19 protein-coding genes are annotated in these 22,669 nt (G+C 57.8%); 10 read left to right on the forward strand and 9 right to left on the reverse strand.

Annotated elements, in window-relative coordinates; all coding sequences use genetic code 11:
• Positions 1-404: 404 nt before the first annotated feature.
• Entirely contained in the window at positions 405-2,648 is a 2,244-nt protein-coding gene (locus FO268_RS07790; protein ID WP_150991384.1) for an NADP-dependent isocitrate dehydrogenase, read from the forward strand.
• Between the two features lie 99 nt (positions 2,649-2,747).
• Here the strand turns inward: FO268_RS07790 and FO268_RS07795 are convergent, their stop codons facing one another.
• Complete coding sequence (locus FO268_RS07795; protein WP_150991387.1) at positions 2,748-4,814, reverse strand: putative bifunctional diguanylate cyclase/phosphodiesterase; 2,067 nt, start codon at positions 4,812-4,814, stop codon at positions 2,748-2,750.
• A 242-nt stretch (positions 4,815-5,056) separates the two neighbouring features.
• On the opposite strand from FO268_RS07795, the gene FO268_RS07800 reads away from it, so the two are divergent.
• Complete coding sequence (locus FO268_RS07800) at positions 5,057-6,631, forward strand: sensor domain-containing diguanylate cyclase (RefSeq protein WP_150991390.1); 1,575 nt, start codon at positions 5,057-5,059, stop codon at positions 6,629-6,631.
• A 27-nt stretch (positions 6,632-6,658) separates the two neighbouring features.
• Complete coding sequence (locus FO268_RS07805; protein ID WP_150991393.1) at positions 6,659-7,945, forward strand: serine hydrolase domain-containing protein; 1,287 nt, start codon at positions 6,659-6,661, stop codon at positions 7,943-7,945.
• A 6-nt stretch (positions 7,946-7,951) separates the two neighbouring features.
• Here FO268_RS07805 and FO268_RS07810 read toward each other — a convergent pair whose 3' ends face one another.
• Positions 7,952-8,296, reverse strand: coding sequence for a hypothetical protein (locus tag FO268_RS07810; RefSeq protein ID WP_150991395.1), 345 nt, complete (start codon positions 8,294-8,296; stop codon positions 7,952-7,954).
• 335 nt (positions 8,297-8,631) lie between these two features.
• Here FO268_RS07810 and FO268_RS07815 point away from each other — a divergent pair, with 335 nt between their 5' ends.
• Positions 8,632-8,886 (forward strand): hypothetical protein, encoded by a 255-nt coding sequence (locus FO268_RS07815; RefSeq protein ID WP_150991398.1) that lies wholly within the window; start codon positions 8,632-8,634, stop codon positions 8,884-8,886.
• Here FO268_RS07815 and FO268_RS07820 read toward each other — a convergent pair.
• Positions 8,880-9,890, reverse strand: coding sequence for a hypothetical protein (locus FO268_RS07820; protein WP_150991401.1), 1,011 nt, complete (start codon positions 9,888-9,890; stop codon positions 8,880-8,882). The two genes, FO268_RS07815 and FO268_RS07820, sit on opposite strands and share 7 nt — an antisense overlap.
• A 185-nt stretch (positions 9,891-10,075) precedes the next feature.
• On the opposite strand from FO268_RS07820, the gene FO268_RS07825 reads away from it, so the two are divergent.
• Genes FO268_RS07825 through FO268_RS07835 form a run of 3 tightly spaced genes read left to right on the forward strand, consistent with a single transcriptional unit; the run spans position 10,076 to position 14,599 of the window.
• A complete protein-coding gene (locus FO268_RS07825) occupies positions 10,076-13,549 on the forward strand; it encodes a response regulator (protein ID WP_404802901.1) in 3,474 nt (1,157 codons plus the stop codon).
• A gap of 40 nt (positions 13,550-13,589) precedes the next feature.
• Complete coding sequence (locus tag FO268_RS07830; protein WP_150991407.1) at positions 13,590-14,138, forward strand: hypothetical protein; 549 nt, start codon at positions 13,590-13,592, stop codon at positions 14,136-14,138.
• Between the two features lie 47 nt (positions 14,139-14,185).
• Positions 14,186-14,599, forward strand: a complete 414-nt coding sequence (locus FO268_RS07835) for a response regulator (protein ID WP_150991410.1) — start codon at positions 14,186-14,188, stop codon at positions 14,597-14,599.
• 23 nt (positions 14,600-14,622) lie between these two features.
• Here the strand turns inward: FO268_RS07835 and FO268_RS07840 are convergent, their stop codons facing one another.
• Positions 14,623-14,892: a hypothetical protein gene (locus tag FO268_RS07840; protein ID WP_150991413.1), complete on the reverse strand. Its 270-nt coding sequence runs from the start codon at positions 14,890-14,892 to the stop codon at positions 14,623-14,625.
• Between the two features lie 621 nt (positions 14,893-15,513).
• Here FO268_RS07840 and FO268_RS07845 point away from each other — a divergent pair.
• Positions 15,514-15,753 (forward strand): hypothetical protein, encoded by a 240-nt coding sequence (locus FO268_RS07845; RefSeq protein WP_150991416.1) that lies wholly within the window; start codon positions 15,514-15,516, stop codon positions 15,751-15,753.
• Here the strand turns inward: FO268_RS07845 and FO268_RS07850 are convergent.
• Positions 15,742-16,254 carry a 3'-5' exonuclease gene (locus FO268_RS07850; protein WP_150991793.1) on the reverse strand — a complete coding sequence of 171 codons (513 nt, stop codon included), beginning with the start codon at positions 16,252-16,254 and terminating at the stop codon, positions 15,742-15,744. The two genes, FO268_RS07845 and FO268_RS07850, sit on opposite strands and share 12 nt — an antisense overlap.
• Before the next feature lie 171 nt (positions 16,255-16,425).
• Between FO268_RS07850 and queC the strand changes: the two genes are divergently transcribed.
• Together queC and queE are read left to right on the forward strand one after the other, a co-directional pair.
• Positions 16,426-17,091 (forward strand): 7-cyano-7-deazaguanine synthase QueC, encoded by a 666-nt coding sequence (gene queC, locus FO268_RS07855; RefSeq protein ID WP_150991419.1) that lies wholly within the window; start codon positions 16,426-16,428, stop codon positions 17,089-17,091.
• Entirely contained in the window at positions 17,091-17,747 is a 657-nt protein-coding gene (queE, locus tag FO268_RS07860) for a 7-carboxy-7-deazaguanine synthase (protein WP_150991422.1), read from the forward strand. The genes queC and queE overlap by 1 nt, the downstream gene beginning before the upstream one ends.
• A 5-nt stretch (positions 17,748-17,752) precedes the next feature.
• Here queE and FO268_RS07865 read toward each other — a convergent pair whose 3' ends face one another.
• The 4 genes from FO268_RS07865 to FO268_RS07880 form a co-directional block, all read right to left on the reverse strand.
• On the reverse strand, positions 17,753-18,826 hold the full coding sequence (locus FO268_RS07865) for an AraC family transcriptional regulator (protein WP_150991425.1): 1,074 nt from the start codon (positions 18,824-18,826) through the stop codon (positions 17,753-17,755).
• A gap of 139 nt (positions 18,827-18,965) precedes the next feature.
• Entirely contained in the window at positions 18,966-19,862 is an 897-nt protein-coding gene (locus FO268_RS07870) for an alpha/beta fold hydrolase (RefSeq protein WP_265103231.1), read from the reverse strand.
• 119 nt (positions 19,863-19,981) lie between these two features.
• Complete coding sequence (locus tag FO268_RS07875; protein WP_225316527.1) at positions 19,982-21,751, reverse strand: ExeM/NucH family extracellular endonuclease; 1,770 nt, start codon at positions 21,749-21,751, stop codon at positions 19,982-19,984.
• Positions 21,752-21,760: 9 nt separating this feature from the next.
• Positions 21,761-22,666, reverse strand: a complete 906-nt coding sequence (locus tag FO268_RS07880; protein ID WP_150991431.1) for a WYL domain-containing protein — start codon at positions 22,664-22,666, stop codon at positions 21,761-21,763.
• Positions 22,667-22,669: the final 3 nt, after the last annotated feature.

Below are 22,669 nucleotides of genomic sequence, written 5' to 3' on the forward strand. Positions count from 1 at the left end.
CTAATTCGACCTACGTGCGGGCAGGCCCGCAGAGGGTTTGCTGAGCGCTGGAGGTGGGGGCAGCCAAAACTGTGCGGAGCCATGGATGGCGGAGCTCAAGCGCCACAGGGATGTGCTTGAGCGTGTTTTGGCTGGCCCCACCTCCAGCGCGATACTCCCAATGGCGCCAAACCCGAAATGTCCGAAAGTTTCGTAAAATCCTGCCTTTTCATCGTCCTGTAACGGGTTTTAGCGCATTTTTAGTCGGTTCTTATACTAAGATCGTAACCAGAATTGTCAAAAAAATGCTATCTTAGTAGGCCTATCAAAAGTTCCCGAATCAGTCATTGCTCAGGTCGGGCGTTCACAAGACACCTGACCCTGCCATGACCGTCCTGAACTCACCCATTAGCCTGAGGACGAAAATGACATCATCCAAAGCCAAGATTATCTACACACTGACCGACGAGGCACCCGCCCTCGCCACACGGTCCCTGCTTCCTATCCTGGAAACCTACGCCAAGCCGGCCGGCATCGAATTTGAAACCAGCGATATTTCACTGGCGGCGCGTATTCTGGCGTTGTTTCCCGATTACCTCGAGGAAGACCAGCGGGTCCCTGACGACCTGAAAGAGCTGGGTGATTACACCAAGGACCCGGAAGCCAACATTATCAAGCTTCCCAATATCAGCGCCTCCATTCCCCAGCTGAGGGCCGCCATCAAAGAGCTTAACGAGCAGGGCTACAAGCTTCCCGAGTACAAGGAACATCCCGAAACTGACGAAGAAAAGGAAATTCACGCCCGCTACTCGAAAGTACTGGGCAGCGCCGTTAACCCGGTACTGCGGGAAGGCAACTCCGACCGCCGCGCCCCGACCGCGGTGAAAGCCTTTGCCCGCAAGCATCCCCACACCATGGGCGAGTGGAGCCCGGCATCGCGCACCCACGTGGCCCACATGCGCGGTGGTGACTTCTACTCCAACGAGCAGTCACTGACCCTGGACAAGGCCACCAACGCCCGCATCGTCTTTGAAAACGCCAAGGGTGAGCAGACGGTACTGAAGGGTGAACTGCCGCTGCAGGAAGGCGAAGTGCTGGACGGCATGTTCATGAGCTGCAAAGCCCTGCGCAAGTTCTTCGAAGAGTGCATCGAAGACTGCGAAAAGACTGGCGTGATGTTCTCACTGCACGTCAAGGCCACCATGATGAAAATCTCCCACCCGATCGTGTTCGGTCACGCGGTGAAGATTTTCTACAAGGAATTGTTCGACAAGTACGGCGAGCTGTTCGATGAACTGGGCGTGAACCCCAACAACGGTCTGTCCAGCGTTACCGAGAAGATCAAGCAACTGCCGGAATCCAAGCAGGAACAGATCCTTGAAGACCTGCACGCCTGTTACGAGCACCGCCCGGAAATTGCCATGGTGGATTCGGTAAAGGGTATCACTAACCTGCACGTGCCCAGTGACGTCATCGTTGACGCCTCCATGCCGGCCATGATCCGTAACTCAGGCAAGATGTGGGCGCGGGACAACAAGCTCAAGGACACCAAGGCGGTGATGCCGGAGAGCACCTACGCCACCATCTACCAGGAAGTGATCAACTTCTGTAAGACCCATGGCGCCTTTGACCCCACCACCATGGGTACCGTGCCGAACGTTGGCCTGATGGCGCAGAAGGCCGAAGAATACGGCTCCCACGACAAGACCTTTGAAATCAAGGAAGACGGTATCGTTCGGGTGGTTGCCGAGGACGGCACCGTGCTGACCGAGCACAAGGTCGAGAAGGGTGATATCTGGCGTGCGTGCCAGACCAAGGACCTGCCGATCCGCGACTGGGTCAAGCTGGCGGTAAACCGTGCCCGTGCCACTGGTATGCCGGCCCTGTTCTGGTTGGACGACGAGCGTCCACACGATGCCGAGCTGATCAAGAAAGTGAACATGTACCTGAAGGAGCACGATACCGAAGGTCTGGAAATTCTGATCAAGTCTCCGGTACGCGCCATCCGATGGACCATGGAGCGCCTGATTCGTGGCCTGGACACCATCTCCGTCACCGGCAACGTACTGCGGGACTACCTCACTGATCTGTTCCCCATTCTGGAGCTGGGCACCAGTGCCAAGATGCTCTCCATCGTCCCGCTGCTGAATGGCGGTGGTCTGTATGAGACGGGTGCTGGCGGTTCCGCACCCAAGCACGTTCAGCAGGTACTGCAGGAAAACCACCTGCGCTGGGACTCGCTGGGTGAGTTCCTGGCAACCGCGGTTTCCCTGGAAGAGCTGGGTGAAAAGCAGAGCAACGAGCGTGCCCGTCTGCTGGGCCTGACCCTGGACAAAGCCACCGAGCGACTGCTGGAGAACAACCAGTCACCCTCCCGTAACACCGGTGAGTTGGACAACCGTGGCAGCCACTTCCACCTGGCTCGTTACTGGGCGGAAGAGCTGTCAAAGCAGGACGATGACAAGGACCTGAAAGTCTTCTTCGAGAAACTGTCAAAGCAGCTTGAAGAGAACAAGGACAAGATCCTGGAAGAAATGAGCGTGATCCAGGGCCATCCGGCGGATATCGGGGGTTACTACCACCCGCCGGCGGAAAAAGTCTGCAAGATCATGCAGCCAAGCGAGACCTTCAACAAGATCCTGGCTGACGCCCGGGCATCTGTGAAGTGATCCAGTGCCAGGTCAGCCGGGGGATGAGCCCGGTTGCCTGAGCTAAAAAACCGGACAGCCTGTGAGGGCTCTCCGGTTTTTTTGGTTCTGGTGCCAGCGCTATTTCTCCGGGGCGGTTACCGGCGCGGCGGAAAAGGTTCGAAGCTCTGCCAGCGGCAGCGCCCGCGAATACCAGAAGCCCTGGTAACCGGTGCACCCGAACTGTTGTAGTAACCTGAACTGCTCTTCGGTTTCCACCCCCTCGGCCACCACACTCATTCCCAGTTCCCTGGCCATGGACAGGGTGCCGCGTGTGATCGCCGCATCACTGTTATTGGAGGTGATGCCACTAACAAACGAACGGTCGATCTTGATCCTGTTAACCGGCATGTCACGCATGTAGCTGAGGCTTGAGAATCCGGTGCCGAAGTCGTCGATCGCAACTTCGATACCCATGCTCCGGATTTCCCGCAGCTGCCTGATGACGTCCTTGGGGTCAGTCAGAAAAACGTTCTCGGTAATTTCAACACAGAGCTGTCCCGGCGCCAGCTGGTATTGATCATTCAGGCGAGCCAGGCGTTCCACCAGGTTGTGGCGATGAAACTGCAGCGGTGAAAGGTTGATGGAGATGCCTGGCACACCGATTTCAGCCAGTTCTGCTGCCCTGGCGAAGGCCTCCTCCATGACCCACTCACTGATGGGAAGGATCTGCCCCGTGCGCTCTGACAAGGGGATGTATTCTGCGGGCGAGATATAGCCGCGGTCAGGGTGATTCCAGCGAATCAGTGCTTCAGCACCGACAATGGCGAGCTCGTTATTGAACAGAGGCTGATAGAACAGCTCGAACTGGTTCGTGGCCAGTGCCTGCTGAAGTTGCTGGCGCAACGCGACTTCGTGTTGCACACGACGATCGAGGGTCTTGTTGAACCATTGCCAGTTGTTACCACCGAGCTTTTTGGCCTCGTACATCGCCATGTCGGACTGCTGTATCAACAGCATGGATTTATCCAGCGTACCATTGGCTGTCGCGATGCCGATGGCTGCCGAGAGGGTGATCTCCACGTCCTCATTGAGAAAAGGCCTGGAGAACTGCTCGAGGATCACGTCTGCCACCCGGTTAATAGCCTGGCGTTCCTCCAGGGCGGGTATGAGAGCGACAAACTCATCACCACCAAACCGCACCAGAGTAGCATCATCCGGAAGGACGGCCTCCAGCCGCCGGGCAGTCTGAGCCAGTATTTCATCACCAAAGGCATGGCCAAGGCTGTCGTTGATGGGTTTGAAGCCATCCAGGTCGATGAACAGGGCATGGATGGCCAGTTGCCGGGCGTGAGCCCGGCGACAGATGCCTTGCAGATGGGATTCCAGGTAGATGCGGTTGGGAAGTCCGGTCAGGGAATCATGGCTGGCCTGAAAGGTCAGAACCTCCTCCTGCCGGACACGGTCGCTGATGTCCGTCTGTATACCGATGAAGTGAGTGACTTCCTCATCGCCATTGCGGACCGGAGCAATGTAGAGGTCGTTCCAGAAGCTGCTGCCGTCCTGGCGATAATTCAGCAACGAGGTATGGACCTCGCGCATCGCGGCAAGGCCCGAGCGAATGCTCGCGATAGCCGCTCGACTGGTCTCGGGCCCCTGGAGTATGCGGCAATTTGCGCCAACCATGTCCTCGGCGCGGTAGCCTGTCATCCGTTCAAAGGCCGGGTTTACATAGATGAGAGGGAACCCGGGGGCCCTGGCGTCGGCAATGGTGATACCACTTGATGATGCTTCTACACTTCGTTCCAGTATGCGCAGGCGAGCCTCGGTCTGGCGCTCGCGGGTCCGGTCCCGGGCCTGCCCGTGTACACCGGTGATCTGACCATTCACGATAATGGGTATATTGAGGATATCCAGTTGCAGGATTTCACCCCGCCTGTTTGCGATGCGTATCTCGTAGCGTTGGTGGTTCCCGGCCAGAGTTTCCTCGAAATGGCGGCTTGTGCGCTCCCTGTCCTCTGCCACCACCAGCATTTCATAATGCAGGCCCAGGATTTCCTCTTCTTTCGCATCAATAAGATCACAACCCGCCTGGTTGATCTGCACGAACTCCCCTGCCGGATTCAATGTGAAAACCGCATCGGGGTTATAGGTGAACAACGAACGGTAATGCTGTTCGTTGTATTCGTGCGAATTCGGGTCTGGCACCGTTTACCTCTCGGGTTGGTGTCGGCTGAACCTGACGGGATGTCTCTTTTTCATACACTAGGCCAGATAACCATAAATAGCATCTCCTCAGTGTTCCGCTTCGTTGCTTGATCGTAATCAATTGCAACCAACTCTCGACGCCCCGGCGCTCAGTGACTAACTTCAAAGCATGCCTACATATTTCCGGTTCCCTCGATGGGTGCACTATCGGGGCACTTTTGGCCTACGGAGACAGGGTCTGAATGGACAAACTTAAAGGCCGCCATGCGCCGCTGCGCCGATCCCTGTGGGTAGTGAGTCTCTACCTGCTGGCGGGAGGGCTGTGGATAACCTTTTCTGATTACCTTGCCGAACAATGGTTTCCGGACCCCGAAGCGCTGAGCCGTGTGCAGACCTACAAGGGCATCCTGTTCGTTCTGGTGACGGCGCTGGTGTTGTTTCTTGCCTTGATGCGGCAGTTCAGCAGTGACCGGACCATGTTGTCCCTGCACCATCACCAGCGCGAGGAAATACAGAACCTGAACCAGTTTCGTGAAAGCGTGATTGAGCGGGCGAACGTCTGGATTAACGTGCTCGACCCGATGGGGCGGGTGGTGCTCTGGAACAAGGCTGCCGAAGATATCAGCGGTTATCGGCGGGCGGAGGTTTTAGGGTCCGACGAAATCTGGCCATGGCTGTACCCTGACGACGAAGAGCGCGCAAGAATTCGTGCCCGCGCTGAGGAAATTCTGCGGGATGAAGGCGAAGTCGTCGGTTACGAGACCCGCATCACCACCCGGGAGGGCAGCCAGAGACTGATCTCCTGGAATTCCCGCAGCCTCCGCAACGATGCGGGCGACATCGTCGGTTCTATTGCTATTGGCCAGGACATTACTGATATACGGGAGGCGGAAATCACCATTCGCCAGCGCGAACGCCAGTTGTCGACACTTATGGATAACCTGCCTGGTATGGCTTACCGCTGTCGATACGACGAATACTGGACCATGCTGTTCGTATCCAGCGGATGTCGTGAACTGACCGGCTACGAGCCGGATGAGCTGTTAAATAACAAACGGATCAGTTTTGCCGAGCTGATCGCTGATGACGCCGAAGAAGATAACCTTAGGGCGGTCGAGTCTGCCATTGGCAATGCCGAACCCTATTCCCTCGAGTACCCCCTTGTTCGCAACGACGGTCAGCGTATCTGGGTCTGGGAGCGGGGCAGAGCCGTTGAGAACAACGGGGGTCTGGTGCTGGAAGGCATAATTCTTGACATATCCGACCGCAAGGCACTGGAGGATGAGCTGGCTGAACTTGCAACCCTGGACCCCCTGACCGGCTTGTTAAACCGTCGTGAGACAACCCGTTTACTGGAGGAGGAAATCACCCGCGCCAAGCGCTATGGTCGTGCCCTGTCGCTGTTGTGGATTGATTTTGACCATTTCAAGGACATCAACGATGAGTACGGCCACGCCGCCGGGGACTCGGTGCTCAAGGCAACCAGCCACCTGTTGGCAGACAGTATGCGCAGGGTGGATGTGATTGGCCGCTTTGGGGGTGAAGAATTTGTCGTTGTCCTGCCGGAGATGGATCGCTACGAGGCAAACGAAACCGCCGAGCGCCTGCGCAATCTGATCAGTGAAACGCCTCAACCTCTGGGGGACGGCAAAACGGTGCGGCTGACCATCAGCATAGGTGTTTCGGTGTTCCCGGACAACGGCCCCGACTTCCGCGCGCTCTGTGCAGCGGCCGACAAAGCGATGTATCAGGCCAAATCGAATGGTCGCAACCAGGTGGTTATGGCGCCACTGACCGAAGAAGCCCATAATTCGTGAACAAACACTGACAACAAAGGTAAAGCGATGAACCGAATTGCCCGCCGTGCCCTTCATACCTGTGCCGTTCCCGATGACCTGGCAAACGTTACCTGCCGGGATGCGGAGGGAGAGCAGCCAGAACGGGCTGGTGTGAATCCGGAGGTCGTCGAGGACATCTGGCGCAGTGTCGAGAAACTCTACCGTACCGGTGTGCATCCCGGGCTGCAGCTGTCAGTGAGACATCGGGGCGAGCAGATTCTGCATCGTGCTATCGGCCATGCCACGGGCAATGGCCCCGGCGACGGCCCCAACGCCATAAAAGTTCCCCTGACCACCGACACCCCCATTTGCTACTTTTCCGCCTCCAAAGCCGTCACCGCCCTGCTGATGCATATCCTGGCGGAACAGGGGCTGGTCAACCTTATGGACCCGGTGTCCTATTACTGCCCGGAATTTGCGGGTGGTGGCAAACGCACCATTACCGTTCACCAGATTCTTTCCCATCGTGGCGGTATTCCGGCGATTCCCCGGGAAACGCCCATCGATGTGCTCTGGGACAGGGACGAAATCTGGAGATTGTTGTGTGACGCCAAACCGGTGGAGGTGGATGGCGCCAAGGTGGCCTATCATGCCATCACTGGTGGCTTCGTGTTGCAGCGGGTGCTGGAGAAAGTCACTGGCGACACGATTGAAGCGTTTATCGACCGTTTCATTCGCAAACCCATGGGCATGCGCTGGTTTACTTACGGCATTGCGCCGGAGCATGTCACGGAACTGGCCAGCAATTACGCCACCGGGCCGACGCCGCGCTTCCCGGTGTCGTGGATTGTTAACCGTGCCCTCGGAGGCGACATTCGTACCGTGGAGCGGGTGGTGAACGACCCGCGTTTCCAGGAGGCAGTGATTCCGGCGGGCAACCTGTGCGGAACGGCAGAAGAAATGGGTCGATTTTTCCAGATGATGCTCAATGGCGGCGTCTGGAATGGCAAGCGGATCTGCAGCGAAATGACCGTCAGGCGCTCTATCCAACAGTTTGGTTCGCTGCAGGTTGATCGCACCATGATGATTCCCATGCGCTTCAGCGCAGGTATGATGCTCGGCGGCAATCCCCTGGGGTTATGGGGCCAGAACAGCCGTTATGCCTTCGGCCATGTGGGTCTGATCAACAAACTGTGCTGGGCAGATGCGGGCCGTGATATCTCGGTCAGTCTGCTCAACACGGGCATACCGATTGTCGGCCACCATATTCCCGCGCTTGCGCGTTTCATCTACACGGTGTGCGACCGCTTCCCGTTGATCCCCGAGAGCCAGCGGCCACTGGTGGCGGCCTGAGGGGCGTCACATGGTGGCCAGTTGCGCCTCGAGAATGCCCTGCACTGACGACAGAATATCCCGGAAGTCAGTCAGTGTCTGGGTTCTCTGGATGACCTCTTCCCGGCTTTCGTCCAGCCGTTCCAGCTTCGGAACCACCCGCCGTATCCCTTCTGTGATCACTTCATAGGGGTAGTGATGGTCCATGATACTGAGCTTGTTCATCTCCGCCACTTCCTGGCTGAAAATGCTGATAATGTCGTACAGCATGTCCTTGTGATGAATGGAGCTTGCTTCCCAGTAGGCATCATCAAGCAGTTCCAGCAGGGAAAGGTATTCCCGCAATGTGTCGGCGACGGATGTCTGGCTCATAAGAAATCTTCCCGGTCCTGAATGGCTACATACACTGAATGGAACTATAGCAGGGGTTTCTGCGTGTGTTTTCAGAGGTGGCTTTGCCGCACAGACAAAATATATGAAACTCTATTCATTTTTATTGAAGTTTGTCTGACAGTTGTGCAGTATTGCATCAGATCACATACAGTGGCGAACGCCTGCTACAGTGACTGAAAGAGCTGCCAAAAAGCTCGGCGAAACAAAAGGATGAATAGTTATTTTGCCACGGCCCCAGAGCCACACCATACAACAATGGGCGAAATGACAGGTTTCGGCGTATTGATCAGAATACTCAGCGGAAGAGGAAGATCATGAATAAACCAACGCAGTCTCAGGCACGGCAAGACCAGCCACGACCGGTCAAGCTTGATCATCACGACAGTGTCCGTTCCCACGTGCGCCAGCAGATCAGTACGGAAGTGGAGCGTCTGGAGCGCCGCATCGAAACCCTGCGGCTGACCAAAGCCCCCCATGCAGCCATCATGATTTCCACCTATGAGCGGATGATTGACCGCAAGAAGGGCTTTCTGCGGAACTGGAACATGCAGGGTGGCGCCAACTACTGACGCTCCTCGATAACCACAGACTGGTAGGCGACGGCTTCCTCGCCATTCTGCTGGTTGCCGCAATGGGCCGGATTGGGAGTGCTTGTACCGGTGTCCTCGTTCTCGTTGCTGGGCGGCTCCCCAGTCGATGTAAACACCAGGACCTTCGCGTCTACGTAGTCGATGTCCACCCGGATGCAATCGGGGGTCTCCTCATTGATCGTAATGCCCGATGTCTGCGTCAGCGACAGCGTGTCACTTTTGTTGCCGATAAACTCCTGTCTTAATTCCGCATTTCCGAATTCACGCCCAGTCAGGCTGGTGGAGGAGAATTCCACCTCGTTGTACCCACTGATACCAAAATCGGGGCCGTCAAAATGTCCGCTCCATAGGGCGCTGCTGACTTCCGAGGGACTGCTCTCATCGGCATCCGGTTCCCTGGCTATGAACTGGGCCGCACGGAAAACCTTGTTCATTTGCGGGTTGCTGGTCCAGTCCAGCAGCGAATAGACCCAGCGTTCATCCGCAGCGGGCTCTTCACCATTATTATTCCCGGTTTCCGTAAAGCGGATCAGCGCGTCCTTGTCGGGTGTGTTATATCTTGCTCCTTCGCCCTCGGTAATACTGTCCCGCATCAGCTGACGGCCCTGGTTGAAATTGTCCACCTGGTTGGAGGCAATCACATGGTGCAGGAAGTCCAGGGGGTTACGTGCACTGGTGTAACTGGAGCCGTCATCAGTGGGCGTCAGACCCATGAGCAGGTCCAGCCGTTCACGTAACTGTGTGGCTACACCCTGATCGTCCGCGCCCTCAGCCGGTTCGAGCCCGCGGTAGAAGTCATAGAAAATCGTTTTTGACAGGATTTCGGGCAACCCTTCTTCATTCCTGAGCTCAAAGCTCTCGAACGACAGGGAAACGCTCTCAGCCGGGTTGCGGAAATTGCTGCCGGAAGAGGAATCAGGCCCGCAGCCGGACAGCAACACGGCAAGCGACGAAACGGCGGCGAAAAAGCAGGAATGTCTCATTTCGTGTGACCCCGAGATGCGTAATCGCAAGTAAAACGCTAAAGTGTTGGGCGTTGGTGCCGCTGAAACCAGCGGCCCGTGCATGACAGCGAACAATAAATCAAAAAACAGGCATCTGCCCTCGCGGAGATCACATTTTGCAGCAATGGGAATGTCACGTCCGATGGCTCAGGAGTCTGGTTCTTGTGGTCCTGGCTGTTGTCATTCCGGCTTCAGCCGTGGCGCAGGAACGTTGCCAGGACGGTGAAATCCGACTCAACGACGCCACTTCCAGCGTGCGGGACCTGGGTAGTTGTGTCTGGTATCTGGAAGACCCTGAGCACACCCTGGGCTTTAATGACATTCTGTCCGGCAGTGCCGGATCTTTTACCCGTCACGAAGGTGGCGTGTTGAACTTCGGTTATACCGAGTCGGCCTACTGGGCCCGGTTTGACCTGCAGGTCGGTGCCGGTGCGGCTCTGACGGACTGGATACTGGAGCTGGCACTGCCACTGGTGGATGAGGTGGTGCTCTACGTGGTGCAGGATGGGGAACTGGTTGAGCAGCGCCGGGCGGGCTACGAAGGCGACTGGTCCGGACGTGACCTGGCAGTTCCCAACCCCACATTCAGGCTGACCCTCGAGCCGGGCACGTCAACACGCATCTATCTGCGTATCACCAACACTAACACTTTCCGTTTGCCGATCACCCTCTGGCATCCCGACGCCTACATCGAAAAAGTGTCCGTGGACGAAGCTGTGCGCGGCATCCTGCTGGGCAGCATTCTGGCCATTCTGGCCTATAACCTGTTCGTGGCGGTCGCTGTACGTGAGCGCAGCAACATCTATTATGTGCTCTACCTGGTGTCGGCCACGGTGTTTATTGCTACCGAGCAGGTGCATGGCATTCAACTGCTTGAAGAGCGTCCCGCCTTACTGAACAAAGAGTACCTGCATTTCCAGATCATCATGACCTGGTTCTGGGGTCTGCTGATGGCCCGCTCCCTGTTGGAAACACGGGAGCGGTCGGCCGACCTGGACAAGGTTATCCAGCTTTGCCTCTACTCCATCGTGGCCACCTTTGTGTTGTCTCTGTTCCTGCCCTATCACACGGCGATGGAGTGGATCGTACTGGCTTCGATTCTGCTCAGCACTATCCTGATTGTGGTCAGTTACCTGTCATGGCGTTACTACAACCCGGCGGCACGCTCCTATTTCTTTGCCTGGACACTGGCGCTGGTGGGTTTCGGGATTTACGCCTTTACCGTAATGGGCTATCTACCGCTCAACATGTTTACAACCTACGCCCCACAATTCGGGCTGACCGCCCAGATTATCCTGTTTTCTTTCGCCCTGGCCGACCGCATCAAGCAGGTCCAGGGTGAGGCCCTGGGCTGGAGCCAGCGCGCCCTGGCCAACCTTCGCCGCTACCAGTCGTTGTTTGATAACGCCATTGAGGGGGTCTTCCAGATGTCCCTCGACCGGCGTTTTGTCACTGCAAACCCTGCTATGGCGCGGCTGATGGGGTACAGCAGCAGCCGTGAACTGCTTGACCGAAACCCGGACGCGCTGGAGACCTGTTTTGCCGATGAGCGTGTCCGCCGCTGGGTGATCGGGCAGCTGGAGTCACGGGGGACCGTGAAGGGCATTGAGGCGCGTTACTACACCTGCTACGGAGAGGAACGCTGGGCGACTATTTCCCTGCACACGGTGTATGACAACGACGGCGAGCCCGCGCATCTGGAAGGTACCTGTATTGATGCCACCGAAAGGCATCAGCGACAGCGCATCGAACGCGAACGTGAACAGGAGCGCCTGGAGAAAGAGCTGGCCCGTAACTCGGCAGAGGCCAAAAGCCAGTTCCTGGCGAACATGAGCCATGAGATCCGCACGCCGCTGGCGGCCATCATCGGCTATGGTGAAACCCTGCTTGACCCGGACCTTACCGAGAAGGAAAAGCACAGCAGCGCGGAAACCGTCGTCCGCAGCGGCCGGCACCTGTTGGACCTGATCAACGACATTCTGGACCACTCGAAAATCGACGCCAACAAGCTGGATGTGGACATTGTGTCGGTAAACCTGCCGGAGCTGCTGGATGAAATTCGCGCCTTCTTCGGCCCTCGGGCGCGGGAAAAAGGTCTGGAATTCCATGTTGTCTGCGAGTTTCCGTTACCTGAGCAGATCGCCACAGACCCCACCCGCTTCCGCCAGATCATTATCAATCTGTGCGGAAATGCGCTCAAATTCACGGAGAAAGGCTCTATATCCCTGAATATTCGTTGTGATCGACCGCAGCAGAGGTTGGTTGCCAGGGTTGTGGATACGGGTATAGGAATGAAACCGGAGCAACTGGGCCGGCTGTTTGACCCGTTTGCCCAGGGCAGCGCGGCCATTGCCCGGCAATACGGTGGTACCGGGCTGGGGCTGAGCATTTCCCGCCGGCTGGCCGAATTGCTGGGCGGCAACATCTCGGTGACCAGCACGTACGGCGAAGGCAGCGAGTTTGAGCTTTCCATTGATACCGGGTCGCTGGAGGGTGTGCATTTCCTGCGGGATGGTTCAGAGCTGTCGCAACGTCGCCGCAGTATTCCGATGGTGGTGGCACCCCGGTTGTCCGGGCGAATTCTGTTGGCGGAAGACAATGAGGTAAACCGCCGCCTGGTGTCTCTGTTGGTAGGGCGGACCGGTGCAGAGCTGGTGAATGTCAATAATGGAGCAGAAGCGCTGGACCAGGCATTACGTGAATCGTTCGACCTGATCCTGATGGACATTCAGATGCCGGTGATGAACGGCCGCGACGCCACGGCAGCCATCCGGGAGGCGGGCCTGAACACTCCGGTGATCGCCCTAACCGCCAATGTCATGGCCGAGGATATTGCCGACTATCGCCTGGCTGGCTGTAACGATCACCTGGCCAAGCCGATCGACAAGCAGCGATTCTACGAAGTGTTGGCGCGTTATCTGGTGGTAAGGCCGGAAAGTGAGCAGCGCGGTGTCCGACGCTACTCCGGCACTGTACTGGTGGCCGAGGATAACGAAGATAATTGTCGACTGGTGGAGCGAATGCTGCGCGCCCAGGGGTTGGAGGTTATCACTGTGGCCAGTGGCGACCAGGCTGTTCGCAGGGCACTTTCAGAATCCGTACAACTGGTACTGATGGATCGTCATATGCCGGAACTGGATGGTGTGGAAGCTACCCGCCTGTTACGCCAGACCGGCTTCCGCCGCCCGGTTATTGCCTTTACCGCCGGTGACCAGTCCGAGAACGAAGCCCTGCTGGCGGCAGGGTGTGATGGTGTGCTGAACAAGCCTATCGACCGGGAGCACTTGCTGGCCACCCTGAACCGTTACCTTACCGATGCGGATAAGGGCGAGAACGCCGCTGTCAGTGATGCGGATATTGCTCATCTGGTTGAGCGTTTTCTGGACGGGCTTGGCGCCAGGAAAGACGTGATGTCCGAGGCCGCCAGCAGTCATTATCGTGAGCGCCTGCAGACAGAGGCTCACCAGATCAAGGGCACCGCCGGGGCCATGGGCTACCCCGAGATGACCCGCCAGGCAGGTATACTGGAAGCCTGTATGAAGTCTGAACAGCCGGATTGGGACCGGGTTCACAGTGAACTGCAAACACTGAATGACATGATCGACAGGGCATTACAGGCCCGGGAGACACAAGCATGAAAACTGGCGCCGTTACCGCCAACAACAGGAAGTCCGAGCAATGAGCCAAAACCAGCTGCCAAATGAACAGTATTCACTGAGCATGATGTACGGAACCTATGCCGATATCCTGTTCGTCCTGTTTCCGTTTCTGGTCATCAGTATGCAACGGCTATGGGATGGTCAGCTCTACGAAACGCTGCTGCGGCCGGACCTGAGCATCGCCGCCGCGATACTGGCGGGCCTGGCCATCGGCAAGTTCGTGCTGGGGTTGGTCACTAACCGCGATCTTGGCCGCTACAAGGAGCGCATCGTCTTCTTCATTGCCCTTACGCTGTTTCTGGTGCTGGGGCCGGCTATCATCCTGATGCTCAGTATTACCGGGAACCGGGAAGTGCCTGGCTTTGTGGCTTTTGTTCAGCCCATTCTGCTGATCATTGCCATCTCCCTCTACACGACGGCCGTGAGTATCAGTAATATCCTTACCCGGTCTGCACCGGAGGTCGCAGGTTCTGACGGCATGCACCCGGGCAATGGTCAGGAGTCTGAGCCGCCGCCAAAGCATGAGCCACTGGCGATTCCAAGACGCACCGGTAATGACCCCCTTTGAGGCACAGGGCAGTGCCCGGTATTAAACAGAATCAGGAGGCAGGGTATATGAGTGATCTCAGAATACTGGTAGTGGAAGACGAACCAGTCATAAGGGAGAGGCTGGTGGAGATGCTGTACAAAGCCGGCGCAACCGCTGTGGCTGAGAAGGAAAACGTAGCCGGTGCCCGGGAAGCTTTCAATGAGGGTGAGTTTCACATCGTGCTGCTGGACCTGGGACTTCCCGATGGTAACGGTCATGAACTGATGAAAGAGTTCAAGGCGGCCAGGAAGAACCAGCATATTGTTCTGGTTACGGCGGATGACTCCATTGACAGTATTCAGAAAGCTATCAGTGCCGGTGCCAATGGCTACGTGGTTAAGCCTTACTCCCAGGCAAAGATCTACGACGTGGTCAATAACTATGCAATGGTGCATGGCGGCGATGCCGCCATGATTCAGGGCCTGAACCGCCAGCACTGACGGTTCCGCCCGCAGATGTTCCGTTACGCGACCTGCCGTGCAATCCAGGAGTTGTAACGGGTGGCAAGTGCCCTGATGTAACGGGCTTCAGCCTCATTGGTGTTGCCCAGTACGCCCTTGAAGATCCAGCCCCGTTCATAGACTCCCAGTACCCGCTGTTCGTCGTCCAGATTGACCCGCTGGTTCAGCTTCTTGCAGATCGCATCCAGCAGCGGCAGCTTTTCGGGGCGTCTGATCGGCCCGATGCGGCTGCTTGCCGGCTGGTTTGCTGCTTTTGTTGGATGTTTCTTCATGATCTTCTCCTTGTCGTTTTGCGGCTGCAAAAACAAAACCCCGGCGCCTTGGGCAACCGGGGTCTTGCGGAGAAGCTTGCCCGGTCGCGCCAATGGCTCCCGGGACTGGACCGAAAGCCGTCAGATAGTTTTCACCATGGTGTGAGTACACATCCCGTTATTATTACGGCGTGCGATGGTTTCAATCACTGAATATTCCTGATTCTTCGACATATCTTCTGGCTCTTTGCCGGTGTTAACGCCCGGACATTTCTACTTCGGCACTGATACCAGTGTATCGCTTACCCCATGCTTTGCAATAGTCAAAGCGCTTCGGCAAACCCCTACAGACGCGGCCCGGGAAACTGCTCATAATTTGTCCTGTCACGTGTTTTACGTTGTGCAATCCCTCGGTGCCCACCTTTATCTGTGACGCACTGAATGGATCTCTCCTTTATACGCAGCCCAATGGGCTGCGTTTTTTTATGCCTCCCTTCCTGAACTGCTTCTGATGTTCAGTCGCTTGCCGTGGCTGTTGTGGAAACTCCGTAGCCACTAGTTCGTACAGACGTTGCGGTACCAGTCGGGCGATAATTTGCACACTAACTAATACGCGCAATTCAGAGGTTGAAACCGAAGCAGATGTCCGAAGAAAACGGATCAGCAAAAGCCAGATTCCAGATCCATGCCATTGTAGAAGTCGTCCTGCTGCTGGTATTGGTGGCCTACATGGCCCTTGCCCAGAGCAGGATGGTGGGAGATGATTTCTCTTTCACCGTCGTTGGAGCCGCACTGATGGTGCTGGTCACCTACTGGACGCTGAATACACTGCGGGACGGGCTGGAAGTGATTGCGGTGAGAATCGCTCGCTCAAAGCACTGAGCCAGAAGCGAGCAACTGAATATCTTTCCAGGTTTTGTGCAGTATCAGAGCATCATTGGCGGCCCGGTGCACGGGTAACCCCAGTTGGGTGATGACCTGTTGCCGTGAAGAAGCCCAGAGCCTTACCTGGTCCGCATCCAGCAACGTGGAAATGGACTCCAGCTGGAAATCCGCGCGGGTGTTGGCGGCCCGGAACAGCCGATGCAGCCAGAAGCTGTCGAAGGTCCAGGCGTCGCAGAAGACCTGTCCCACAAGCAGCCTGTTAAGGTTGGCTGCCACCTCGGATACTGGCGTGCCTTCCTGTTCCAGGGTGTGGCGGGTAATGCCATGAATATTTTCCGCACTCTCTGACCAGTCCTGCCAAAGTACATGGGGTTGAATGAGCCAGCTGTGCAGCGCGCCATCGGGTAAGCAGATGCCGACCTCAATGGGGTAACTTGCAATCAGGTCAAGACTGGAGGCCTCAAAGTCAATAAACGCTGGACTGGGTTCGGTTGTCATTCCGTCAGTTTTTTTGTTGGTGAGCCATTTTGTGAGTTTACCCGCCCACTCCCGCAGACGCGAACCCATGATGGCATTCCACTGTTACAATATGTCCACGGATGTTATCCCACTCATATTCAGAAGCCCCTGACGGCCCGACTGGCCGCGGGGACAGGACCGGATGCCCTGATGACAGAGACCGTTGTTGTGATTTACTCGGGGGGAATGGACTCATTCACCCTGCTCCATCTTGCCCGTGCCCGCGGGTATAACGTTCATGCCCTGTCGTTTGACTATGGTCAGCGCCATGTTCGCGAACTCGAATGCGCGCGGCGTGTATGCGCCGAATTGTCGATTCCCCACAAGGTGATCGACATCCGTGCTCTTGCCGAGGTCATGGCTGGGTCAGCGTTGACCGAAGATATGGCGGTGCCGGAAGGGCACTACGAAGAAGAGAGCATGAAAGCCACCGTGGTACCCAATCGCAATATGATCCTGCTCTCGTTGGCCACCGGCTACGCGGTGACCGTCGGGGCGGCAGCCGTCTGGTATGGTGCCCACGGCGGCGACCACGCCATCTATCCTGACTGCCGGCCTGAGTTCGTGGAAAAAATGGACGCCGTCTGCCGGGTGGCCAACTATGAGCCGGTAGGGGTCGAAGCGCCCTTTATGGGGTCTGACAAAGGCGACATCCTCGCCGAAGGAGTGAAACTGGGGCTCGACTACAGCAACACCTGGACCTGTTATAACGGCCGGGAAAAGGCCTGTGGCCGTTGTGGCTCCTGTGTCGAACGGCTGGAAGCCTTTGCTGTAAATGGCTTGTCAGATCCCTTGCCTTATGAGGCGGCTCGCTGATGTACCGGGTAAAAGAAGCCTTTTACACCCTGCAGGGGGAAGGGGCCCAGGCCGGCAGGGCGGCGGTGTTCTGTCGCTTCAGTAAGTGTAATCTCTGGACCGGCCGGGAAAAGGACCGGGCCAGTGCTGTGTGTAATTTCTGCGATACGGATTTTGTCGGAACAGACGGCCAGAACGGTGGCCGGTTCGAGACAGCCGATGCGCTGGCTGCGCACATTCGTAGCCTCTGGCCCGATGCCCCTGGGCGGCCTTATGTGGTCTGTACCGGCGGCGAACCCCTGTTGCAGCTGGATAGCAAACTGATCGACGCTTTCCATCGCGCCGGCTTTGAAGTGGGGGTTGAAACCAACGGCACGTTACCGGCTCCGCCGGGAATCGACTGGCTGTGTGTCAGCCCCAAGGCAGACGCACCGGTGGTGTTGCGCCAGTGTGATGAGCTGAAAGTGGTCTACCCCCAGCCGCTGGCACTGCCCGAACGTTTTGCCGATATCCGGGCCAGTCACTATTTCCTCTCTCCCATGGCGTCGCCAACGCTTTCGTCAGGCGAGCCGGACGTCGTCAAGCAGAGTAATACCCGTAAGGCGACCGACTATTGCCTGGCCCATCCACAATGGCGGCTTACCCTGCAAATGCACAAGATAATCGGCATCGATTGACCGGATCAGGCCATTGCCCGCACAGTACCCCGGCCTATGGGCGCGACCTGTGGAGACGACTCTCGATGACGGTACTGGCTGGGGCTCTGCCCGGTCCAGCGCTTGAAGGCGCGGGTGAAATTGGCGGCGTCGGCGTAACCCAGAGCATCAGCAATCTGGCTCAGATTCATCGAGGTTTTTTCCAGAAGCTCGCCGGCCCGTTCCAGCCTTACCTGGTCAACCAGGTTCTGGAAGCTTGCCTCTTCCGCCTGCAACCGCCGCTTTAGAGTTCGCTCGGAGACAAACAGAGTGGCAGCAACACGCGCCAGTTTGGGCGGAAAAGGGTGGCTGGTTTCAATCACCCGCCGTACCCGGCAGGCGAAGCCCGCATCTTCGGTGAGCAGCCGCAGCGCCTCCTCGCATTGCGCTTTTGAAGACGCCGCCAGCTGGTCGTCGGTAAAACGAATGGGCAGAGCCAATTGCTGGTGCGGGATCACAATGGCGTCTTCGGCGGCACCGTAGACCACCGGTACCGGAATCTGCTGGCGGAAGCGATAGAAATACGCCGGTTCCGGACCACGACGGTGAATGGCAGACCCGGCCACAGGGGCTCCCGTCAATTGGGCGCCCATCGACGCGCACCCGAACAGCATGGCGTCCATGATAAAGCCCTGGAGGGGGCCAAGGTCGATGTCGCAGGAAATGCTGAATACCGCCTGATCCTCCCGTTGACGGCGGCTGACCTGGAGGTGTGGTGCCCGTAGGGTCAGGTAACGGGTCATCAGTTCAAGGGCCTCTTCGAGGGTCCGGCTACTCATTACAGCCGTTCCCAGGGCTCCATGCAGTGGCAGCCGCAGTTCCCGAGCCAGCATTATTCCGAGGCCGGGCTCGCCACTTTCTATGATGGCCCGGGTCACGAATTCGCTGGCCTGGGACTGGCTTACCCGCAGATCCGTGGATTTCAACCGCACCGGGTCAAGGCCGACACGTTTGAGCAGCGCTTTCTCGTCAACGCCGATGGTTCGTAACAACTCTGCCAGCAAATGCAGGTAGATGGCCGGCATGCCCAGATCCTGAGTTGTCGATACTGAGGCGCGCATGGGGTTTCCTCACGTTTCCTGTTGTTGTTATGTCAGGGATGAAACTTCTTGCCCGATTATGAACCGATCCGCCCCCGCACCCCATGACTCCGCTGACGGGTCAACGGGATATGTAGGCCAATTAGTGGCCAGTGTCGGTTCAGGGGTGCCCGGAATGACGCTCTACAAAACCGGCCAGTGCGCGGGCGGAGAGTCCGGGGCTTTCCAGCATCGGAAGGTGGCCCACATTCCGGAACAGCCGGATATCTGCTTCGGGGGTCGCGTAACCGAACCAGTCAAGGCAGCGTGGTGGCGTAATCACGTCGCGATCGCCCCATTGCACCTGCAACGGGGGCGTCTCCGACCCCAGATACCGTGCCGGCGCCAGGGCGTCAGCCAGCATGTCAGCGAAAATGTGTCGCAGGGCATCGGTACGGTTAAGCAGGTCTGGGCCCAGGAGGCCGGTCATGGCCATGCCCATGGCTGTGGGTCTGCCGTTACCCACGCTGTTGAACATGCGGTAGATGCCGCCCCAATCCCGGGGAATCAACAGTTGGTCCCGGTCGGATTCGAAAGGCGCGTTGATATCCACATCCGGATGTTCAGGGATGCCGGCGCTATTGAGCAAGGTCAGGGATGCCGGCGCCATTTTATGGGCCAGCACAGCGGCGATAGCGCCGCCCATGGAGCTACCCGCAATGTGAACCTCACCGGCAGAGAGGGAGGCCAGCCAGTCTTTCAGTCGCAGAGCCTGGTCTTCGTAGCGGTAGCGGGCCGTAGGGTGATAATCACTCTCCCCGAATCCCGGCAGGTCCGGCACCAGGATGTGCCAGTGGCCGGGAAGCCGTTGCAGCCAGAGTGCCCAGTTTTCCTTCATCGCCGCAAAGCCATGGAGCAACAGCACGGTGGGGCGACCGGGAGCCGGTGTTCCTTTTTCCAGGTACACCATCCGGTGCCCATCGATAACAGTTTCTCGTCGTTTTGCCTGAACCAGCCAGCGCTGGCCGGTTCTGGCGGCTGGCCATAAATTGGGAGTGGGTATTTTCACAGTAGACATCCGCTCTGGTTCGATCTGTCCAGTGTACCGGTTCTCCGGTGCCGGGCTTTGGCCTGTCCGCCCCTGACCTACGGCAGTCGGGCAACGTCGGGTCCAGGTGAAGACTCAGATGAGAGCGGTCAGAAGGAAAAGTCGGTAATGACGGGATCATGGTCTGATGAACGCCAGGGCAGGTTTTCATCGACCGGGATCGGGCCCTGGTAACCCAGAGCCTGGGGTTCGTCGGCATTGACTGCCCAGGTGGTGGCGCCGACCAGATGCCCTGCCAGCCCTTTCGACACCAGGCTGTAATCAAGGGTGCCGCTACGGCCCCGGTAGCGATAGCTGGTGCGATTGCAGGTGATGTCGTTGCACTCGTGAAACTTGCGCACGGCGTTGGTGTAGCCCGCCTCTGCCATTGCCTGCAGTGGCGCTTCCCGGCCATAGCTGTTCATATCGCCGGTAATCAGCGTGCCCGCCAGGTTCTCGGCTTGTGGCAGTGCATCAATCCAGTGGAGGATGGCGCGGGTGGCTTGTTCACGGCTGTGGCTGTAGCAGCCCTGACCATCGTGCTGGTCGCGGTCAGGGCCTGTGGCGCCACGACAGGCTTTGGATTTCAGGTGGGTCACGACAACTCTCAGGGCGAAGTCACTGCCCATGGGCCGGAACACCTGCGCAACCGGAGGCCTGCCTCTGTGCCGGAAAGGACCCGATGCCAGTCGGCTGGCGCTACCGAGAGCGGTTACCCGATCGGTGCGGTACACCAGGTCGGTACGGATGGCATCGTTGCCGGTTTCACTGTGGGCTTTGATGTATTGCCAGTGCTCGCCCAGAGCGCGGGTAAGCTCTGCAATTGCGCTGTGGCGCCCATAGCCGTCGTTTTCCACCTCTGTCACTGCGATGATGTCAGGGTCCGGAGCGCTCAGCGTGGTTACCAGCCTGGCCAGTTGCCGTTCGAACTGGCTGGCGGATTCTGCGCCCCGTGGCGCTGGAAAACTGCCCCCTTGGCCATCGCCATTAAAAAGGTTCTCCAGGTTAAGAGTCACGACCCTGAGCGACGAGGAATCCGGGCGTGCTGGTGGAGCAGGCCGGGAATTTGCACCCTGAAAGGTCGGCGGGGACAATGGCTGCACCCGCCAGGCGTTGAATCGGTAGTCCAGGATTCCTGTGAGCCCGGTTATGCGATCACCCGCCCTGACCGTGTTGCCGGCCGCGAGTTTTCCGATCGGCCAGGGAACCGGCCGGGGATTCCGCACTGCTTTGGCGTCATCAAGTAGCAGTCGGTTTTCCTGCTGGGTCCGGAACAGCGCCTTGGCAGACGGCCCGGGCTCCATGAATTCCGTCGGGATGATCTGATTACGGGCAGCCAGCGTCAGTTCACCGTAGCGGGCAAGATTGTAGTGATCAATCACGGTCAGGGGCTCCGCTATGGTCACCAACATGTTCTCAAGGTGTTCTGGCTGCTGGTTGTCTGGCCAAGGCAGTGTTACCGGGATCGGTGCTGGCAGGCGCCCGGTGCCGCAGACCGTGAGGGTGTCAACATCAGTGAGTTCGGTCAGGTGGTGGAATTCCTTGACCCGTCCGGATACCCGAACCCTCTCCCCCTTGCTGCCCGCAGAGCGGTCGGTGTAAACAAACAGAGCTTCGGAGGTTTTCGGGTTGGCGTCGGTTTCGTCATCGGTCTGCTGCAGGTAAAACCCCCGGAAACCGCCCTTGTGGCGGGCATCCATGGTAATTACACCTTCAACAGTAACAATCTGGCCGGCGAGCGGAGAGCGGGCATTCTCGCCCTGAATCCGGGAGATTTCCGTAGCTGAAGCACCGCATGCCCCCGCTGTGGCAGCAGTGGGCAGCCAAAGCAGCAGGGCAGCGGTAAGGAGCTTTTGGGTGGAAGCGCGGAGTGTAATCACCCGCGCAGTCTAGCAGAGCCCGGCCACCGCTTTAATAGCACGCTCACGGGCAGATTCCGCAATGCCAAGCTGTTCCTCATTGGCCAGCTCCAGCTGTTGCACCATGGGGTCCGGATGGCGGCTGTCGGCACTCAGCCCGAAGCGTGACAGCATATAGGGAGCCAGAGCGGCCCGGGTGGTCAGCTCCAGATAGTTATCACTCATGCCATAATCGGCAGCAATGATTTCCTGCTGGGTCTTGTTCAGGCGGCTGTCCGGTACCATCACCAGGGAAATCCGGCGGTTCCAGTCCTCATCCTGATGGCTGGTATGGCGGCTGCGCTGGCGAATGGTTTCCGGCTTGCCACGGAAGCGGCTGAGAGCAAAATCACGGAACTCCCGATTGGAGTCGCACCAGGCGCGAAGGTGCCAGCTATGGCCAACGCAGACCAGTGTGTGGGGCTCTAGCGTGCGCTGCGAAACGCCTGCGGGGCTCAGAGAAGCATACTCTGCCTTCATTACCCTGCCGTGACGTGTGGCGGCCACCGCAGCCCGCATGACTTCTGGTTTAACAACGCGTTGGGGGCCGCGCACGATGGTGCTGTCCGGAAAGCTGATGTTCAGCGATTCGAACGTGTCACTGAGGCTGTCCTGTCGTGCCAGCAGATCCTGATATTCGCTGGCATCGCCGGTAGTGACAACGGGGCGGAAGTTTGACGAAGGAACATAGCCCTTCAGGTGGCGATCGTAAACCAGATTATCCGGCGCCAGTTCCCGCAGGTAGGTGTTGATATCCTTGGAAGCCTGCTGACGCCCTATGCCGAAACTATGGCAGATGTGGTTGGTGGTGAGCCGTCCTTCCCACAGGGCAATGATTTCAATCAGCCGGTAGCGAAGCAACAGATCCCACCGAATGGGCCAGTCCGTTTTTTTCATAAC

It is taken from the genome of Marinobacter denitrificans, assembly GCF_008795955.1.
Lineage (GTDB): Bacteria > Pseudomonadota > Gammaproteobacteria > Pseudomonadales > Oleiphilaceae > Marinobacter > Marinobacter denitrificans.

Excerpts from the sequence above, each read along its gene's own strand:
- FO268_RS07790 (WP_150991384.1), top strand. The coding sequence starts at position 405 with ATGACATCATCCAAAGCCAAGATTATCTACACACTGACCGACGAGGCA.
- FO268_RS07800 (WP_150991390.1), top strand. The coding sequence starts at position 5,057 with ATGGACAAACTTAAAGGCCGCCATGCGCCGCTGCGCCGATCCCTGTGG.
- FO268_RS07805 (WP_150991393.1), top strand. The coding sequence starts at position 6,659 with ATGAACCGAATTGCCCGCCGTGCCCTTCATACCTGTGCCGTTCCCGAT.
- FO268_RS07810 (WP_150991395.1), bottom strand. The coding sequence starts at position 8,296 with ATGAGCCAGACATCCGTCGCCGACACATTGCGGGAATACCTTTCCCTG.
- FO268_RS07815 (WP_150991398.1), top strand. The coding sequence starts at position 8,632 with ATGAATAAACCAACGCAGTCTCAGGCACGGCAAGACCAGCCACGACCG.
- FO268_RS07820 (WP_150991401.1), bottom strand. The coding sequence starts at position 9,890 with ATGAGACATTCCTGCTTTTTCGCCGCCGTTTCGTCGCTTGCCGTGTTG.
- FO268_RS07830 (WP_150991407.1), top strand. The coding sequence starts at position 13,590 with ATGAGCCAAAACCAGCTGCCAAATGAACAGTATTCACTGAGCATGATG.
- FO268_RS07835 (WP_150991410.1), top strand. The coding sequence starts at position 14,186 with ATGAGTGATCTCAGAATACTGGTAGTGGAAGACGAACCAGTCATAAGG.
- FO268_RS07840 (WP_150991413.1), bottom strand. The coding sequence starts at position 14,892 with ATGAAGAAACATCCAACAAAAGCAGCAAACCAGCCGGCAAGCAGCCGC.
- FO268_RS07845 (WP_150991416.1), top strand. The coding sequence starts at position 15,514 with ATGTCCGAAGAAAACGGATCAGCAAAAGCCAGATTCCAGATCCATGCC.
- FO268_RS07850 (WP_150991793.1), bottom strand. The coding sequence starts at position 16,254 with ATGACAACCGAACCCAGTCCAGCGTTTATTGACTTTGAGGCCTCCAGT.
- queC (WP_150991419.1), top strand. The coding sequence starts at position 16,426 with ATGACAGAGACCGTTGTTGTGATTTACTCGGGGGGAATGGACTCATTC.
- queE (WP_150991422.1), top strand. The coding sequence starts at position 17,091 with ATGTACCGGGTAAAAGAAGCCTTTTACACCCTGCAGGGGGAAGGGGCC.
- FO268_RS07865 (WP_150991425.1), bottom strand. The coding sequence starts at position 18,826 with ATGCGCGCCTCAGTATCGACAACTCAGGATCTGGGCATGCCGGCCATC.
- FO268_RS07870 (WP_265103231.1), bottom strand. The coding sequence starts at position 19,862 with ATGTCTACTGTGAAAATACCCACTCCCAATTTATGGCCAGCCGCCAGA.
- FO268_RS07880 (WP_150991431.1), bottom strand. The coding sequence starts at position 22,666 with ATGAAAAAAACGGACTGGCCCATTCGGTGGGATCTGTTGCTTCGCTAC.